The sequence below is a fragment of the Flavobacteriales bacterium genome (genome assembly GCA_016700415.1).
Lineage (GTDB): Bacteria > Bacteroidota > Bacteroidia > Flavobacteriales_F > PHOS-HE28 > PHOS-HE28.
Map to the genome: position 1 here is coordinate 2,290,592 of CP065018.1, position 14,747 is coordinate 2,305,338.

Consider the following 14,747-nt stretch of genomic DNA (forward strand, 5'->3'; position numbering starts at 1 on the left):
CTTAGGCCAATTTTCTTTCGATCAGCCCATAGAGATCCTGCAGGGTCTTCACCCCCACGAAGTCCTCGCCCACGAGCTTCACGCCGAAACTGTCCTCCACGGCGACCACAAGATCGACCAGGTCCAGACTGTCCAGCTCCAACGTCTCCCTCAGGTCCGCATCGGGCTTCAACTGGCCCGGCTCCACCTCGAACTCCTCGATCAGGAATTTGTCTACGTTCTTCGCTATTTCTGCCTTATCCATGCGCGTGCATCCCTTTCAATACCAAGGCGGAATTTGTGCCACCGAAGCCAAAGGAATTGGACAAAATTACGTCGATGTCCTTTAATATGGTTGATCGCACCAAGCGCAGCCTTTCCGAATCCTCGTCGGTATGCTCCAAATTGATGTTGGGTGCCACGAAGGAATGCTGCATCATCAGCAGGGAGTACACTACTTCGCTGGCCCCGGCCATCCAGCATTCATGGCCGGTCATGCTCTTGGTGGAACTCACGAGCGGCCCCTTGTCGCCGAAGATGCTGAAGATGGCCTTGGCCTCATTGGCGTCACCAAGGGGGGTGGAGGTGGCGTGGGCATTGATATAATCCACCTGTGCGGGGTCCATGCCCGCCTGTTCCAGGGCCATGCGCATGGCCCGCGCAGGACCCTCCGCATTGGGGGTTGAGATGTGGTCGCCATTGGAAGAGAAGCCGTAACCCACCAGTTCGGCCAATATGGGCGCGCCCCTCTCCATGGCGGACTCATAGCTTTCGAGTATCAGGGTCGCGGCACCTCCACTGGGGATCAGCCCATCGCGGTCTCGGTCGAAGGGCCTACAGGCCTTGGCGGGGTCCTTATCGTTCACCGAGAACACGCCAAGACCGTCAAAGCTGCCCATGGCGAACTCGTTCACCTCCTGCGCGCCCCCGGCGATCACCATTTTCTGGAGGCCGTTCTTGATCAACAGGTAGGCCATGCCCAGCGCATGGGAGCCACTGGCGCATGCGGCCGAGATGGTGCTGTTGATGCCCCTGAGCCTGTATATGGTGCTGAGGTTCATGGTCACCGTGGAGTTCATGGCCTTGAAGATGGCCCCCGATCCCACAAGGCTTGTATCCTTCTTTTCCCTCACCTTATCCCACGATTCGATCACCGACTTCGCCGTGCTGTCGTTCCCGAACAGGATGCCGACCTCATTGCGGTCCAGATATTCCTGATCGATCCGGGCATTGGCCAAGGCCTCCTGGGTGCTCATGAAGGCGTATGCGGTCTCCTCGCCCATGCTCACCCGCTGCCTGCGCGAAAGAAACGGCTTCAGGTCCGGCTCATCCACCATGCCGGTGAGGCACGATCGGTAGCCGTAGTCCTCCCGGGCTGCGTCGCGGACAATGCCCGAGCGCCCGGCCATCAAGGACTCCTTCACCTCCGCAAGGTCCTTACCGATGCAGGACCAGATACCCATGCCGGTGATCACTACCCTGTGCATGCCCTGTGCCATCACGAATAGATACCGCCGTTGATGTTGATGACCTCACCGGTGATGTATGAGGCCTTGGGCGAAGCGAGGAAGGACACCAAGTGCGCCACTTCCTCCGCAGTACCGAAGCGGTTGGCCGGCACGAGTTTTTTCAGGTTGGCCTCGTCCAGGTCCTTGGTCATGTCCGTGGTGATGAAGCCGGGCGCCACGGCGTTCACGGTGATGTTGCGCTTGGCCACTTCCTGGGCGAGCGCTTTGGTAGCTGCCACCACCGCTCCTTTTGCTGCTGAATAATTGACCTGGCCGGGCGTTCCTTTCACACCGGACACGGAGGCCATGTTGATGATGCGGCCGGAGCGACGCACGATCATGTCCTGTATGAGCGCACTGGTCACGTTGAAAAAGCCGTTCAGGCTGGTGTCCAGCACGGTGCTCCATTCCTCCGGCTTCATCCACACGAAGAGGTTGTCCTTGGTCACGCCCGCATTGTTCACCACCACCTCGATCACAGCGTCAGGGTGTGCTTCACGCCAGGCGTTCAAGGCCGCGTTGACCTGTTCAGCATCGGCCACGTCGAAGTAAATGGTCTCCCCTTGGCCCCCGTCAGCGATGAGCTGTTTCAACACCTCCTCGGCGGCGTCCTTGCCGGACCGGTAATTCACCAGTATGGCGAATCCGTGGTCGGCCGCCAGCTGCTTGCAGATCGCACGGCCGATGCCGCGCGATCCGCCGGTGACCAGCGCATACTTCGTCTTTGGACCTTCGCTCATATCTTGTCGATCAAGTACGGGGAGCTCACTTGCTGAACACCTCCGCGTTCTGGTACCAGTGCCCGCCGATGGGTTCCCCCTTCTCATTGATGTAGCCCCAATCCTTGCCCTTACGCACACGGGCGACACCATCGATGAAGCCCTTGTCCGCCAGCATGGACTTGAAGTTGAGCGTGGCACCGACACTGATCACATACTCCGCAGGAAGCACCATTACCCCTGAGGTGTTGATGAAGCCCCACAATTTATTCACCTTCACAGGGGCCAGCCCGTTGTCGCCGAACACCTCGGCGTCCGCATAATTGAAAGGGATCACCAGTTTACCCTCCATGTTGATATAGCCCCAAAGGTCACCGCTCGATACCGGGGCCAGGCCCTTGTTGAAGGCGCGCACCTTCTTCCATTGCGGCTGGATCACCCATTCGCCCTTGGTATTGATGAAGCCCCAACTATCCCCCTTCATGGCGTAAGTGAGGTCCGAACCATCATGGAATTCCCAGATCTTGTCCACGCCGGGCAAGGGCTTGAACTCGCCTTTCACCAGGAGCCCGTTCGTTTCGCCCCTTGTCGCGACCATGCCCTTGGGATCATAGCTGGACAGTTTGTCGTACTCGGCGGGGATGGTCACCTTCCCCTGCTTGTCCAACATGCCCCATTTGCCGTTCTGCTCGAACTTGGCCTGTCCATTGTGGAAGTCCTTGATCTCCTGGTACGTGGGCTCGATGATCGGCTTGCCATCCGTTCCCAGCATGCCCACTTTGTCGCCCGTTTTGTAGAGCGCGACTCCTTCCTGGAAGTCATAGTACTTTTCCGCAGGTGGCACGGGGAGGGTCTTGTCGGCCTTGTCGACGTATTTCCAGGTGTCGCCGTCGAGCACCATGGCATAGCCGGAATCAAATCCTTTGACGCGTTTGTACCTCGGCTGGATCAACCAGTTCCCCGTCCCGTCGACGAAGCCCCACAGGTCGCCCCTCAGCACTGCTGCCGTGCCATTTGTGAAATCGCCGCACTTCTCGAACTGGGGCTTGATCACTTGGTTGCCGGAATGATCGATATAGCCCCACAGGTCGTTCTGCCTAACGCGTGCGAGTTCCTGCGCTTGGAGGCTTCCGCACATCAGGAGCAGAAGCAGTGGCGTCATTGATAATTTCATGGTGCAATGGAGGGATTGGTGCGAGTAAAAATAGTGATCTTGATGGAAGTGGCACCGCAGCACTATGCTGAGGCGGCGGCAAGGGAGGGTATGGGCGACCGCAGGACCAGCTCCTTCACCGCTTGAATGTCCGGCTGCAACACCCGGTCCTGGACCACGGGGGCGAAGACCTTGCGTACCTCGTCATACATCCTGCCCGTTGCAGAAGAGACCTTGTCCCGGAGCTTCAATTGATCGATCGCTTGGACGATGCTCATGAGCTCGATGGCGAGCACCTCCATGGAATTCCCGATGACCCGTTGGGTGGCCAATGCTGAATTGGTGCCCATGCTCACAATGTCCTGGTTGTCGTTGTTGCAAGGGATGCTGTGCGTGGAAAGCGGGGTGGCCAACGCCTGATTTTCAGCCGTGGTGCTGGTGGCGGTGAACTGTGCGCCCTGAAGCCCGAAGTTCACGCCCAGCTCGCCCAAGTTCACGAAGGGTGCGAGGACCTGATTGAGGCCCGGGTTCATCAGGTAGTTCAGCTGGCGTTCGGAAAGCATGCTGAGCTTGGTGACGGCGATTCGCAGCTTGTCCATTTCCAGCGATACATAATCGCCATGGAAGTTGCCACCGTGCCACACCTGTTTTTCATCCGGGTCCACAATGGGGTTGTCATTGGCGGAATTGACCTCCTCCTCCAGAATGCGCTCGGTCCATTGCAATGTGTCCAGCACCGGCCCCAGGATCTGCGGCACGCAACGGAGGGAATAGTATTCCTGCACCTTTTCCGGAAAAACCGTCAGGTCGCCTTGCGGCACGTACAGATGGTGCTCACGCTTCCTCACCAATTTACTGTCCGCCAAGTGCTCGCGCATCAGTGCCGCCACCAACCGCTGGCCCGCATGCCGCTTGCTTTCGTTCAAGCCTTTGGAAAGATGGTCGTCATATGCCTCCACGATCTCATTGATCGCGGAGGAGGCCTTGATCATCCAATGGACCAGCTGCCGGGCGTGGAACACGTTGAGCATGCCGATACCGGTCATCACCGAGGTGCCGTTCATCAGCGCCAATCCCTCCCTCAGCATCACCGAGATGGGCTTCAGCCCAAGCTCCGCGAAGACCTCTTGCGTCGGCCGCCGCTCACCCTTGTAGGTCACTTCCCCCTCGCCGATCAGCGCCAACGCGATATGCGCCAATTGCACCAGATCGCCACTGGCACCCACGCCACCGTGCGCGTACACCACGGGCGTGACCCCTTCATTGATCATCCGCGCCAACAGTTCCACCACGGAGACATGCACCCCGGAACGCCCCAGGCACAAGGTGTTCAAGCGGGCCAGCATGGCCGCCCTCACCGCCTGTAAGGAGATCATCTCCCCCGCTCCCGTGCAATGGCTGCGGATCAAATTGTACTGCAGCTCGGTCTTCCTGTCCTCCGGGATGCGGTACTGCGCCATGGGGCCGAAACCCGTGTTGACCCCGTAGATCACCTTGTTCTCCGCAAAGGCGGATAAAAACTCGAAACTGATCCGCACCCGTGTCAGTACCGCTGCCGATATTTGCACGGATCCCCCCTCTACGATGACCTTTTGAAAGTCATGCGTTCCCAAATTCCCGTTAAGTTCGATCATTGATGTATGGTGGTCCGGAGCAAGGAATGCAAATATGCCCGGGGACCAAAGAAGGAGGCAAATGTAAATTAACAACCTGAAGCAAAAGCCATGAAAGACACGGACGTATTGATCATCGGGGCGGGCCCGGCCGGTTCCGTCGCAGCTGCCTATCTGCATGCCAACAATGTGCGCACCCATGTAGTGGAAAAACGCCACTTCCCGCGGTATGTCATCGGGGAAAGCCTATTGCCGCGGTCCATGGAGCATTTCGAGGCCACCGGCCTGCTACCTTGTTTGGAGGCCCGTGGCTTCGAGGTGAAGACAGGGGCCCGCTTTGTCCGGGACGGGGTGGTGTGCCTGTTCGACTTCAGCCAGAAACACAGCAAGGGATGGGACTGGACGTGGCAGGTGCCGCGTGCGGAGTTCGACAAGGTCTTGATCGACGAGGTGGCCAGCCGGGGCGTTCCCGTTGATTTCGGCCAGGAGGTGGTCGAGGTGGTCTTCGATGCCGACGGCTCCTCCACGGTCACGCTGAAGGATGAGAGCGGTACCATCTCCGTCATCAAGGCGGGGCGCATCCTCGATTGCAGCGGCAACGCCCGGATGGTGGGCCACGCGCTCGGGCTGGACGCCCCGGCTGGCATCGAACAGCACACCTCCATCTTCGGCCATGTGCAGGACGTGCGGCGCGATTCGGACCCGAACCCGCGCCTGATCAGTTTTGACATTTTCGACGACGACACGTGGATGTGGTCGATCCCCTTCTCCAACGGGGTCAGCAGCGTGGGCTTCGTAGGGCTTGCGGCACGGATGGACGCGATGAAGGGAAGCCCTGCAGCCCGAATGGCGGAGCTCCTGGGCCATTCCGAAATGTTCCGCGACCGCTATCAGGGACTGGAGTTCATCGAGGGACCTTACGAGGCGAAGAGCTATTCCCACGGAATGACCAAGCTTTACGGGAAGGGCTTTGTGCTCGCGGGCAACAGCGCCGCCTTCCTGGACCCCATCTTTTCCTCCGGCGTGGCGTTTGCCACGGAATCCTCGCTATTGGCGGCCCGCCTCATCCATCGGGAAATGCAGGGTGAGGCCGTGGATTGGGAGGTCGAGTACGCCCAGTACATCAAGGACGGGGTTTCCGTCTTCAAGACCTACGTACAGGAGTGGTACACCGGGAACCTGCAAAAGCTGTTCTTCCACCGGCCGGAGAATCCGGAGGTGAAAAGGCAGATCTGCGCCGTGCTGGCCGGTTATGTATGGGACCGAACCAATCCGTTCGTTACCAAGCATGACCGGATCGTGAAGAACCTGGCCCATTTGATCGACATGGAAAAGGCGACTTCGTCGGCGGAGGGGCCAGAAGCCTAAAATTGCCGGGAGGCCCCGAAAATAAAGGAGATCAGCGCAGGGTGACCGTTCGCAGGCGGCCATCCAGCGCCCAGCTTCCGCCCTACTTTGCCGGGCGGATCCCGGATCTCCTTACATTTGCCGGTCCTTTCCGGAAAAAGGAGGCTCCTTTCCGCCTATGGAAGCATTGTCCGAACATACCATACTCTTCAGTGGCCTGAACGACGGCACGCACGAATATGACTTCGTGCTGGGCCCGGATTTCTTCACGGCCACGGGCGTGGAGGAATTCCTCGGCGGTGAGGCGGCAGTACATGTGACCTTGGAGAAGAGCAGCCACCTGCTGGTGACGCTGATCCACGTGGACGGCCATATCGACATGCTGTGTGACCATTGCAACGCGCCGATGCAGCAGCCGATCAACGGCGACCAGCGCCAGATCTTCAAGCTCACGGGCGAGGACGAGACCGATGACGGCGAGCTGGTGAGCATCGACCCGAGCGCCCACGAGATCAACCTGACGCACTACATCTTCGAGTGCATCAGCCTGCACCTGCCCATCCGCCATGTCCACCCTGCCGGGCAATGCGACCCTGAGGTGGAAGGCGCCTTGGAAAAAGTACAAATACACGAGTCCGTGCCAGACCCGCGCTGGGCCGTGCTGAAAGACCTCAAGAAAAAGAGCGCTTGAACGCATTCCATTCCCCTAGACCATGCCAAATCCGAAACGTCGACATTCGAAGACCCGCACCGCCAAGCGCCGTACGCACCAGGCAGCGGGCACGCCCACGTTGAGCACCTGCAGCACCACCGGTGAAACGCACCTGCGCCACCGCGCCTACAAGGTCGGCGACGACCTGATGTACCGCGGCAAAGTGGTGAGCACCAAGTCAGCCGAAGAGTAACCTTATACCGTGACGTCCCCGCAACCTCGCATGAGGATAGGAGTGGACATCATGGGGAGCGACCACGGTCCGGTCGTTCCCGTGCGTGCCTGTGTGCTGGCAGCCAAGGAGCTGCCGGACGGGGTGCGCTTAGTGCTTATCGGTGATGAAACAGCCATCCAAGAGGGCCTTCGTGCGGAACAAGCCGACCCCGCCGGCTTCGATATCGTGCCCAGCAGGGACGACATCACCATGAGCGACAATGCCACCAAGGCCTTGCCCGCCAAGCCGGAAAGCAGCATAGCCTTAGGATTCAAACTGTTGCAGGAAGGCAAGTTGGACGCCTTCGCCAGCACGGGGAACACCGGCGCCATGCTGGTAGGCAGCGTGCTGGTGCTGAAGCCCATTCCCGGCGTGCTCCGCCCCTGCATCACCAGCATCCTGCCCAAGGCCGACGGCAGTTTCGGCGTGATGGTGGATGTGGGTGCCAATGCCGATTGCAAACCGGAGGTGCTCTTTCAGTTCGGCCTGCTCGGCTCCCTCTTCGCGAAGCACGTCTACCATATCAACGCCCCGAAAGTGGCCCTGTTGAGCATCGGGGAGGAGGAAAAAAAGGGCAATGCCCTCACGCTGGCCGCCCATGCCCTGATGAAGGGAACGGACCGCTTCAACTTCGTCGGCAACGTGGAGGGGCGCGACCTGTTCCATGACAAGGCGGACGTGGTGGTGTGCGATGGTTTCACGGGCAACATCGTGCTGAAGGCAGTTGAAGGCTTCCACGACCTGGTGAAGAACCGGGGCGGCAACGATCCCTTCCTGGAACGCTTTGATTACCAGAACTACGGTGGTACGCCGGTGTTGGGGGTCAACGGGAGCGTGATCATCGGCCACGGCATCAGTAACGCGGAGACCATCAAGAACATGCTGTTATTCACCTGTGAGGTGGTGGAGAGCAGATTGCACGAACGCATCAGGGAAGCGTTCCAGTGACCACCTTGCGCCCCCAGGCGAACCGTTCGAAGCTGGCAACTAGACCATGAAGACAACCGCTGCCATCACCGCCGTTCAAGGCTACGTTCCCGATTTCGTATTGAGCAATGCGGTCCTGGAGACCATGGTGGACACCAATGACGCATGGATCACCGAGCGGACCGGCATCAAGGAGCGAAGGATACTGAAGGGCAAGGACCAAGGAATGAGCGTAATGGCCGTGGAGGCCGTGAAGGGTCTTTGCACTAAGCGTGGCATTGACCCTATGGAGATCGATCTTTTGATCTGTTGCACGGTGACGCCGGACATGCAGTTCCCCGCCTCGGCGAACATCGTATGTGATAAGGTCGGCGCCAAGAACGCCTGGAGCTTCGACCTCAATGCGGCGTGCTCGGGCTTCCTTTTTGGCCTAGTGACCGGCGCGCAGTTCATCGAGACCGGCAAGTACAAGAAGGTCGTGGTGGTGGGCGCGGACAAGATGAGCAGCATTATCGATTATACCGACCGGTCCACCTGCATCATTTTCGGGGACGGCGGCGGTGCAGTGTTGCTTGAGCCGAACAATGAGGGCTTCGGCGTTGTGGACAGCATCCTGCGGTCGGACGGAAGCGGCTGCCAGTACCTGCATCAGAAGGCCGGCGGATCCATGCGCCCGGCAAGCATCCGGACCGTGGAAGCAAAAGAGCATTTCGTATTCCAAGAGGGCAAGGCGGTGTTCAAGTTCGCCGTGACCAACATGGCCGGGGTAAGCGCGGAGATCATGGAGCGGAACCAGCTTACCAGCGACGACGTGGCCTGGTTAGTGCCGCACCAAGCCAACAAACGCATCATCGACGCGACCGCGCACCGCATGGGCCTGGACGAGAACAAAGTCATGCTGAACATCGAGAAGTACGGCAACACCACTTCCGGGACCATCCCCTTGTGCCTGTGGGAATGGGAGGACCGCTTGAAGAAGGGCGACAACCTGATCCTCTCCGCGTTCGGCGGCGGCTTCACCTGGGGTGCCATCTATCTCAAATGGGCATACGGCGGCTGAGCCGTTGACTTTTCTACCTTGGCCCTCCGTGGCCCAAACCGATTCCATAGAACCCATGACCATCACCCAGATCCAGGACCTGATCAAGTTCGTCGCCAAAAGCGGCGTCAGCGAGGTGGAGATCGAGCAGAAGGACTTCAAGATCACCATCAAAACGGCCAGTAAAAAGGAGGTGCAGGTGATCGCACAGCCTCAATACGCCGCACCCCCTCCGCAAATGGCGGCCGCGCCGGCACCTGCAGCACCTGCTCCGGCTGCCGCACCAGTGGCCGCCCCGGAGGCCGACGCCAAGTACATCACCATCAAATCCCCGATGATCGGCACGTTCTACCGCGCTGCCGGCCCGGGCAAGCCCATCTTCGTGAACGTGGGCGACGAGGTCAAGCCGGGCAAGACCATCTGCATCATCGAGGCCATGAAGCTCTTCAACGAGATCGAGAGCGAGGTAAGCGGCAAGATCGTGAAGGTGCTGGTGGACGATGCCAAGCCGGTGGAATACGATCAGCCGTTGTTCTTGGTGGATCCCTCATAAATGCAGTTGACCGCAACGACGCGGCGACACAACGAAGTCGCTACGACGGGCGGAATGCCGGACACAATGAGACCTCTTCACCCCACACCAAACGTTGCGTTACCGTTGCGTCGTTGCGTCGTTGCGGTGAATCCCTGAGCTGTCATGTTCAAGAAGATCCTCATAGCCAACCGCGGCGAGATCGCCCTTCGCGTGATCCGCACCGCCCGCGAAATGGGCATCAAGACGGTGGCCGTGTACAGCACCGCCGACCGGGAAAGCCTGCACGTACGCTTCGCCGACGAGGCCGTTTGCATCGGCCCGCCGCCCAGCAAGGACAGCTATTTGAACATGAGCCGGATCATCGCTGCGGCGGAGATCACCAACGCGGACGCCATCCACCCCGGCTACGGCTTCCTCAGCGAGAACGCCAAGTTCAGCCGCATCTGTCAGGAGCACGGCATCAAGTTCATTGGTGCGCTGCCGGAGCAGATCGAGGCCATGGGCGACAAAGCCACGGCCAAGAGCACCATGATCGCCGCAGGCGTGCCCTGCGTGCCCGGCACTGAAGGATTGGTGACGGACCTCGATGTAGCGAAGAAAGAGGCGAAGAAGATCGGCTATCCGGTGATCTTGAAAGCCACGGCCGGGGGCGGTGGCAAAGGCATGCGCTTGGTGTGGAAGGAAGAGGAGTTCGAGGAGGCGTTCGAAAAGGCGAGCCAAGAAGCCGGTGCCGCGTTCGGTAATTCGGGCATGTACATGGAGAAGTACGTGCTGGAGCCGCGCCACATCGAGATCCAGATCGCAGGCGACCAGTACGGCACGTACTGCCACATGAGCGAGCGCGATTGCAGCATCCAGCGCCGCCACCAGAAACTCGTGGAAGAGACGCCCAGTCCCTTCATGACCAAGACGCTGCGGAAGAAGATGGGCGAGGCCGCCATCAAGGCCGCGGCCAGCGTGAATTATGAAGGCGTGGGCACGGTGGAGTTCCTCGTGGACAAGGACCGGAACTTCTACTTCATGGAGATGAACACGCGGATCCAGGTGGAACATACGATCACCGAGGAGGTCATCGACTTCGACCTGGTGCGCGAGCAGATCAAGATCGCGTCGGGCATCCCCATCAGCGGCCTCAACTACGAGCCCACGCGCCACAGCATCCAGTGCCGCATCAACGCGGAGGACCCGTTCAACGATTTCCGCCCCAGTCCCGGCAAGATCCTGAGCTACCACAGCCCCGGCGGCCACGGCGTGCGCATCGACACGCACGTTTACGCCGGCTATACCATCCCGCCGAACTACGACAGCATGATCGGCAAGCTGATCGTCAGCGCGCAGACCCGTGAGGAAGCCTTGGCCAAGATGGAGCGCGCACTGAGCGAATACGTGATCGAAGGCGTGCATACCAGCATTCCCTTCCACCTACAGCTATTGCAGAACGAAAAGTTCCGCGCAGGGGAGTACACCACGAAGTTCTTGGAGGATTTTGAACTGAAGAAGCCTTGAGTTAGTTGTTCGCCTGCCCCGGGTGTTGACCCGGGATCAGTTGTTAGGCGGCCTCCGCCGGGACCACCCATTCAGATCCCTCATCAGAACGATCTGCGTAGATCCGCCCTTTCAGCGCCATCTGCGTTCCATTCAACCTCCTATCTTGGACGCAACTTGATCTATTATGAAGTGGTACACGAAGGTCCTCTTGGTTTTGTTCCTGGTCCTTTTGATAGCCGGTTGGTTCCGCTATTTCTGGGTGTTCGGCGAAGGTGCCAAGGCCGGGCAGCTCAACTACGTGGTGCATAAAGGCATCCTGTTCAAGACGTATGAGGGGAAGCTCATCCAGACCGGTCTCCGTGCGCAGGGCGCGTCCCTGAATTCATACGAGTTCGAATTCTCCGTGGCGGACAAGGGCATCGCCAACGAGCTGATGGCACGCAGCGGCGACCAGTTCACGTTGCATTACAAGGAGTACTTGGGCGCATTGCCCTGGCGCGGTCATTCCGTCTACGTGGTGGACAGCATCATGTCCTCGGAAAACGTGGATCATTGACCCCCCGGTGTAGAGGCCGCCTGAACAACGTGTGGCATGCACAAGCGCTCCCTGCTCACTGTCCTGCTTTGTAGCACGGCGTTGCTGACATTGCGCATTTCCGCGCCACCGCAAAAGGCGCTCACTTGGGACGTCTTCGGCTACTACCTCTATCTGCCGGCCACCTTCATCCACCACGATATTGCGTTGCAAGACCACACTTGGTTGGACGATGTGATGACGCACTATGAGCCGTCCTCCACGTTTTACCAGCTCGTGGACGCTCCCGATGGCAAGCGCGTGATCAAGTACAGCGCCGGCATGGCGGTGCTCTATGCCCCGTTCTTCCTCATCGCTCATTTGTCCGCACCGTTGCTCGGCTATCCGGCCGATGGCTTCTCCCTGCCGTACCAGTTCATCATCGCGTTCGGCTGCCTGCTCTATGCGCTTCTGGGGCTGTCCGTCCTGCGGAAGGTGCTGCTCCATTTCTTCAGCGATGGATGGACCGCAGTGCTGATCGCATTGATCGTCCTTGGCACGAATTACCTGCAACTGACCGTGTGGGACGGGACGCTGCTGACGCACACACCGCTCTTTCTGCTCTACGGCCTGCTCCTTTGGGCGACCGTTGAATGGCACGACCGGCCCAGGGTCCGAACGGCCTTGCTCCTCGGTGCAATGGCCGGTTTGATCACACTCGTGCGCCCTTCCGAAGGGGTGTGCCTGCTGATCCCGCTGCTATGGCTTCCCACGGGCCCGAACGGATGGGAACAAAAGTGGGGTCTGCTGAAAAAGCACTTCGGCCAAGTAGCGATCGCGGCGTTGGCGTTCATAGTGGCAGCTTCCCCGCAGCTGTTCTATTGGCACGCCGTTACCGGTGACTGGATCTTTTACTCCTACGTGAACCCCGGCGAGGGCTTCGACTTCTTCCCCCCATACATCATGGACTTCCTCTTCAATTTCCGCAAGGGATGGCTGCTGTACACGCCATTGATGGGGCTCTCCTTGTTGGGCATCCCGCTCCTGTGGCGGAAGCGGCGGGAAGCATTCTGGGCCGTGCTCCTCTTCCTGCTCGTAGACCTGTGGGTGATCTCTGCATGGAGCTGCTGGTGGTACGCCGGCGGCTCCTTCAGTTCGCGTTCGCTGGTGCCGGTCTACGTGGTGCTTGCCATTCCGCTGGGGATCTGCCTGCAAGCGATCTTTCACCGGAAAAGCTTGCGTTGGCCTGCGGGTATCGCCATCGGCCTGTTGGTGCTGCTGAACCTCTTCCAAACATGGCAATGGAAGCGGGGCATTCTGCCGAAGGACCGCATCACCAAGGCTTACTACGGGGCGATCTTCGGCCGTACGGGCGTGCCGAACGGAGCGCACGCCCTGTTGATGGTGGAACGCAGTGCGTCTTCCGAAGAGCACTTCACCGATGAGGCGCGCTACACCGGGCACGAGCTCTGCCATTACACCTTCGACGACCGGCCCGACAGCAGCTTCCATTTCACACCGGAAGTGCCTTGGACGCCGGGACCCGACGCGGCCTTCTCCGAACTCACCGGGCAAGACCATGCTTGGTTGCGCGCATCCGCCCGGTTGTGGGTGGGCGACAGCCTCCCCTCGGCACCGCCGCCGGTGATGGTGATGACCTTCCACCACGAGGGGGAGACCTATCAGTACCGCACCGGAGAGTGGAAGATCCCGCCGGGCATCCGGAACGCGTGGGTGCAGATGACGATGGACTACCTCACTCCGGAAGTGCGCTCCCCCAAGGACAACCTGAAGGTGTATGTATGGAACGAGCACGGCGGGCCGTGGCGCGTGGACGACCTGAAGGTGGAAGTTTGGGAGCGGAAATAAAGAGACGGATCACGACTTGCCAAAGCGCCATCCAAGAAACCAAGCCCTGACCTTTACCTTTGCACGGATCGCCGCGCACCCGTAGGTTCGCACGGAATTTCAAAGGACCCCATGAGCACCCCGCACGACTACCTCCCGGTGATCATCCAGTTCATCATCGCCGCAGGCTTTGTGGTCTTCGCCCTCAGCGCCGCCGCGTGGTTCGGCCCCAAGCGGAGCGGCAAGCACAAGGACGAGAGCTTCGAGTGCGGGATCGAGCAGAAGGGCAATGCCCGCGCACCCTTCTCGGTGAAGTACTTCCTTATCGCCATCCTCTTCGTGCTTTTCGACGTGGAGATCATCTTCCTCTATCCGTGGGCGGTGAACTTCAAGGCGCTCGGCTGGTTCGGCTTCGCGGAGATGCTGGTGTTCATCGGCTTCGTATTGGCGGGATTTTTCTATGTGATCAAGAAAGGCGCCCTAAAATGGGAGTAGGGGCGACGCATGCATCGCCCCGTGCGACGGCATCGCCCAAACGACCATGAAGGCGCAACAACAATGAGCGATAAAAAAGACGAACTGGAAAAAGCCCCGGCACGGGAGAAGCCCACCTTCGTGGAGCCGCCTCCCGGCCACACCGGCACGGGCTTTTTCGCCACCAGCATGGACAAGGCGATCGGCATGGCCCGCAAGAACAGCCTCTGGCCCCTGCCCTTTGCCACGAGCTGTTGCGGCATCGAGTTCATGAGCACCATGAGCTCGCACTACGACCTCAGCCGCTTCGGCATGGAGCGCCTCAGCTTCAGCCCGCGCCAGAGCGACCTGCTGATGGTGATGGGAACGATCGCGAAGAAGATGGCCCCCGTGCTGCGCGAGGTGTATACCCAGATGGCCGAGCCGAAGTGGGTGCTCAGCATGGGCGCGTGCGCCAGCAGCGGCGGCATTTTCGACAGCTACAGCGTGCTGCAAGGCATCGACCGTGTGATCCCCGTTGATGTCTACATCCCCGGTTGCCCACCCCGCCCGGAGCAGGTGATCGATGGCATCCTGAAGATCCAGGAACTCGCCCAGAACGAAAGCCTCCGCCGCCGTTACAGCAAGGAATACGAGGATCTGCTCACCAAGTACAAGATCGACTGAGCCGTGCCAGC

16 protein-coding genes are annotated in these 14,747 nt (G+C 59.7%); 11 read left to right on the forward strand and 5 right to left on the reverse strand.

Going from position 1 to position 14,747, the window contains the following annotated elements:
- Position 1: 1 nt before the first annotated feature.
- The 5 genes from IPP95_09570 to IPP95_09590 form a co-directional block, all read right to left on the reverse strand.
- Positions 2 to 244 carry an acyl carrier protein gene (locus IPP95_09570; GenBank protein ID QQS71438.1) on the reverse strand — a complete coding sequence of 81 codons (243 nt, stop codon included), beginning with the start codon at positions 242 to 244 and terminating at the stop codon, positions 2 to 4.
- On the reverse strand, positions 237 to 1,466 hold the full coding sequence (locus IPP95_09575; GenBank protein ID QQS74243.1) for a beta-ketoacyl-[acyl-carrier-protein] synthase family protein: 1,230 nt from the start codon (positions 1,464 to 1,466) through the stop codon (positions 237 to 239). The genes IPP95_09570 and IPP95_09575 overlap by 8 nt, the downstream gene beginning before the upstream one ends.
- Before the next feature lie 11 nt (positions 1,467 to 1,477).
- Complete coding sequence (fabG, locus tag IPP95_09580; protein QQS71439.1) at positions 1,478 to 2,227, reverse strand: 3-oxoacyl-ACP reductase FabG; 750 nt, start codon at positions 2,225 to 2,227, stop codon at positions 1,478 to 1,480.
- 25 nt (positions 2,228 to 2,252) lie between these two features.
- The gene (locus IPP95_09585; protein ID QQS71440.1) at positions 2,253 to 3,380 is read right to left on the reverse strand and encodes a WG repeat-containing protein; all 1,128 of its coding nucleotides are present in this window, start codon (positions 3,378 to 3,380) and stop codon (positions 2,253 to 2,255) included.
- 62 nt (positions 3,381 to 3,442) lie between these two features.
- Positions 3,443 to 4,993, reverse strand: a complete 1,551-nt coding sequence (locus tag IPP95_09590) for an aromatic amino acid lyase (GenBank protein ID QQS71441.1) — start codon at positions 4,991 to 4,993, stop codon at positions 3,443 to 3,445.
- Between the two features lie 90 nt (positions 4,994 to 5,083).
- Between IPP95_09590 and IPP95_09595 the strand changes: the two genes are divergently transcribed.
- The 11 genes from IPP95_09595 (at position 5,084) to IPP95_09645 (ending at position 14,736) form a co-directional block, all read left to right on the forward strand.
- Positions 5,084 to 6,340 (forward strand): tryptophan 7-halogenase, encoded by a 1,257-nt coding sequence (locus tag IPP95_09595; GenBank protein QQS71442.1) that lies wholly within the window; start codon positions 5,084 to 5,086, stop codon positions 6,338 to 6,340.
- Positions 6,341 to 6,497: 157 nt separating this feature from the next.
- Positions 6,498 to 7,010: a DUF177 domain-containing protein gene (locus tag IPP95_09600; GenBank protein QQS71443.1), complete on the forward strand. Its 513-nt coding sequence runs from the start codon at positions 6,498 to 6,500 to the stop codon at positions 7,008 to 7,010.
- Positions 7,011 to 7,032: 22 nt separating this feature from the next.
- Complete coding sequence (gene rpmF / locus IPP95_09605) at positions 7,033 to 7,224, forward strand: 50S ribosomal protein L32 (protein QQS71444.1); 192 nt, start codon at positions 7,033 to 7,035, stop codon at positions 7,222 to 7,224.
- Between the two features lie 30 nt (positions 7,225 to 7,254).
- On the forward strand, positions 7,255 to 8,193 hold the full coding sequence (plsX, locus tag IPP95_09610) for a phosphate acyltransferase PlsX (GenBank protein QQS71445.1): 939 nt from the start codon (positions 7,255 to 7,257) through the stop codon (positions 8,191 to 8,193).
- Positions 8,194 to 8,239: 46 nt separating this feature from the next.
- Positions 8,240 to 9,232, forward strand: a complete 993-nt coding sequence (locus tag IPP95_09615; GenBank protein QQS71446.1) for a ketoacyl-ACP synthase III — start codon at positions 8,240 to 8,242, stop codon at positions 9,230 to 9,232.
- A 55-nt stretch (positions 9,233 to 9,287) separates the two neighbouring features.
- Positions 9,288 to 9,764: an acetyl-CoA carboxylase biotin carboxyl carrier protein gene (accB, locus tag IPP95_09620; GenBank protein QQS71447.1), complete on the forward strand. Its 477-nt coding sequence runs from the start codon at positions 9,288 to 9,290 to the stop codon at positions 9,762 to 9,764.
- 144 nt (positions 9,765 to 9,908) lie between these two features.
- Positions 9,909 to 11,252 carry an acetyl-CoA carboxylase biotin carboxylase subunit gene (gene accC / locus IPP95_09625; GenBank protein ID QQS71448.1) on the forward strand — a complete coding sequence of 448 codons (1,344 nt, stop codon included), beginning with the start codon at positions 9,909 to 9,911 and terminating at the stop codon, positions 11,250 to 11,252.
- Between the two features lie 166 nt (positions 11,253 to 11,418).
- Positions 11,419 to 11,790, forward strand: a complete 372-nt coding sequence (locus IPP95_09630; GenBank protein QQS71449.1) for a hypothetical protein — start codon at positions 11,419 to 11,421, stop codon at positions 11,788 to 11,790.
- Positions 11,791 to 11,826: 36 nt separating this feature from the next.
- A complete protein-coding gene (locus IPP95_09635) occupies positions 11,827 to 13,617 on the forward strand; it encodes a hypothetical protein (protein QQS71450.1) in 1,791 nt (596 codons plus the stop codon).
- A 111-nt stretch (positions 13,618 to 13,728) separates the two neighbouring features.
- A complete protein-coding gene (locus IPP95_09640) occupies positions 13,729 to 14,091 on the forward strand; it encodes an NADH-quinone oxidoreductase subunit A (protein ID QQS71451.1) in 363 nt (120 codons plus the stop codon).
- Between the two features lie 63 nt (positions 14,092 to 14,154).
- Positions 14,155 to 14,736 (forward strand): NADH-quinone oxidoreductase subunit B, encoded by a 582-nt coding sequence (locus tag IPP95_09645; GenBank protein QQS71452.1) that lies wholly within the window; start codon positions 14,155 to 14,157, stop codon positions 14,734 to 14,736.
- Positions 14,737 to 14,747: the final 11 nt, after the last annotated feature.

Bases quoted from the DNA above. Each gene is read 5' to 3' on its own strand.
- accB (QQS71447.1), top strand. From the start codon at position 9,288: ATGACCATCACCCAGATCCAGGACCTGATCAAGTTCGTCGCCAAAAGC.
- IPP95_09600 (QQS71443.1), top strand. From the start codon at position 6,498: ATGGAAGCATTGTCCGAACATACCATACTCTTCAGTGGCCTGAACGAC.
- IPP95_09575 (QQS74243.1), bottom strand. From the start codon at position 1,466: ATGCACAGGGTAGTGATCACCGGCATGGGTATCTGGTCCTGCATCGGT.
- IPP95_09630 (QQS71449.1), top strand. From the start codon at position 11,419: ATGAAGTGGTACACGAAGGTCCTCTTGGTTTTGTTCCTGGTCCTTTTG.
- fabG (QQS71439.1), bottom strand. From the start codon at position 2,227: ATGAGCGAAGGTCCAAAGACGAAGTATGCGCTGGTCACCGGCGGATCG.
- IPP95_09595 (QQS71442.1), top strand. From the start codon at position 5,084: ATGAAAGACACGGACGTATTGATCATCGGGGCGGGCCCGGCCGGTTCC.
- plsX (QQS71445.1), top strand. From the start codon at position 7,255: ATGAGGATAGGAGTGGACATCATGGGGAGCGACCACGGTCCGGTCGTT.
- accC (QQS71448.1), top strand. From the start codon at position 9,909: ATGTTCAAGAAGATCCTCATAGCCAACCGCGGCGAGATCGCCCTTCGC.
- IPP95_09585 (QQS71440.1), bottom strand. From the start codon at position 3,380: ATGAAATTATCAATGACGCCACTGCTTCTGCTCCTGATGTGCGGAAGC.
- IPP95_09640 (QQS71451.1), top strand. From the start codon at position 13,729: ATGAGCACCCCGCACGACTACCTCCCGGTGATCATCCAGTTCATCATC.
- IPP95_09645 (QQS71452.1), top strand. From the start codon at position 14,155: ATGAGCGATAAAAAAGACGAACTGGAAAAAGCCCCGGCACGGGAGAAG.
- IPP95_09590 (QQS71441.1), bottom strand. From the start codon at position 4,993: ATGATCGAACTTAACGGGAATTTGGGAACGCATGACTTTCAAAAGGTC.
- rpmF (QQS71444.1), top strand. From the start codon at position 7,033: ATGCCAAATCCGAAACGTCGACATTCGAAGACCCGCACCGCCAAGCGC.
- IPP95_09615 (QQS71446.1), top strand. From the start codon at position 8,240: ATGAAGACAACCGCTGCCATCACCGCCGTTCAAGGCTACGTTCCCGAT.
- IPP95_09635 (QQS71450.1), top strand. From the start codon at position 11,827: ATGCACAAGCGCTCCCTGCTCACTGTCCTGCTTTGTAGCACGGCGTTG.
- IPP95_09570 (QQS71438.1), bottom strand. From the start codon at position 244: ATGGATAAGGCAGAAATAGCGAAGAACGTAGACAAATTCCTGATCGAG.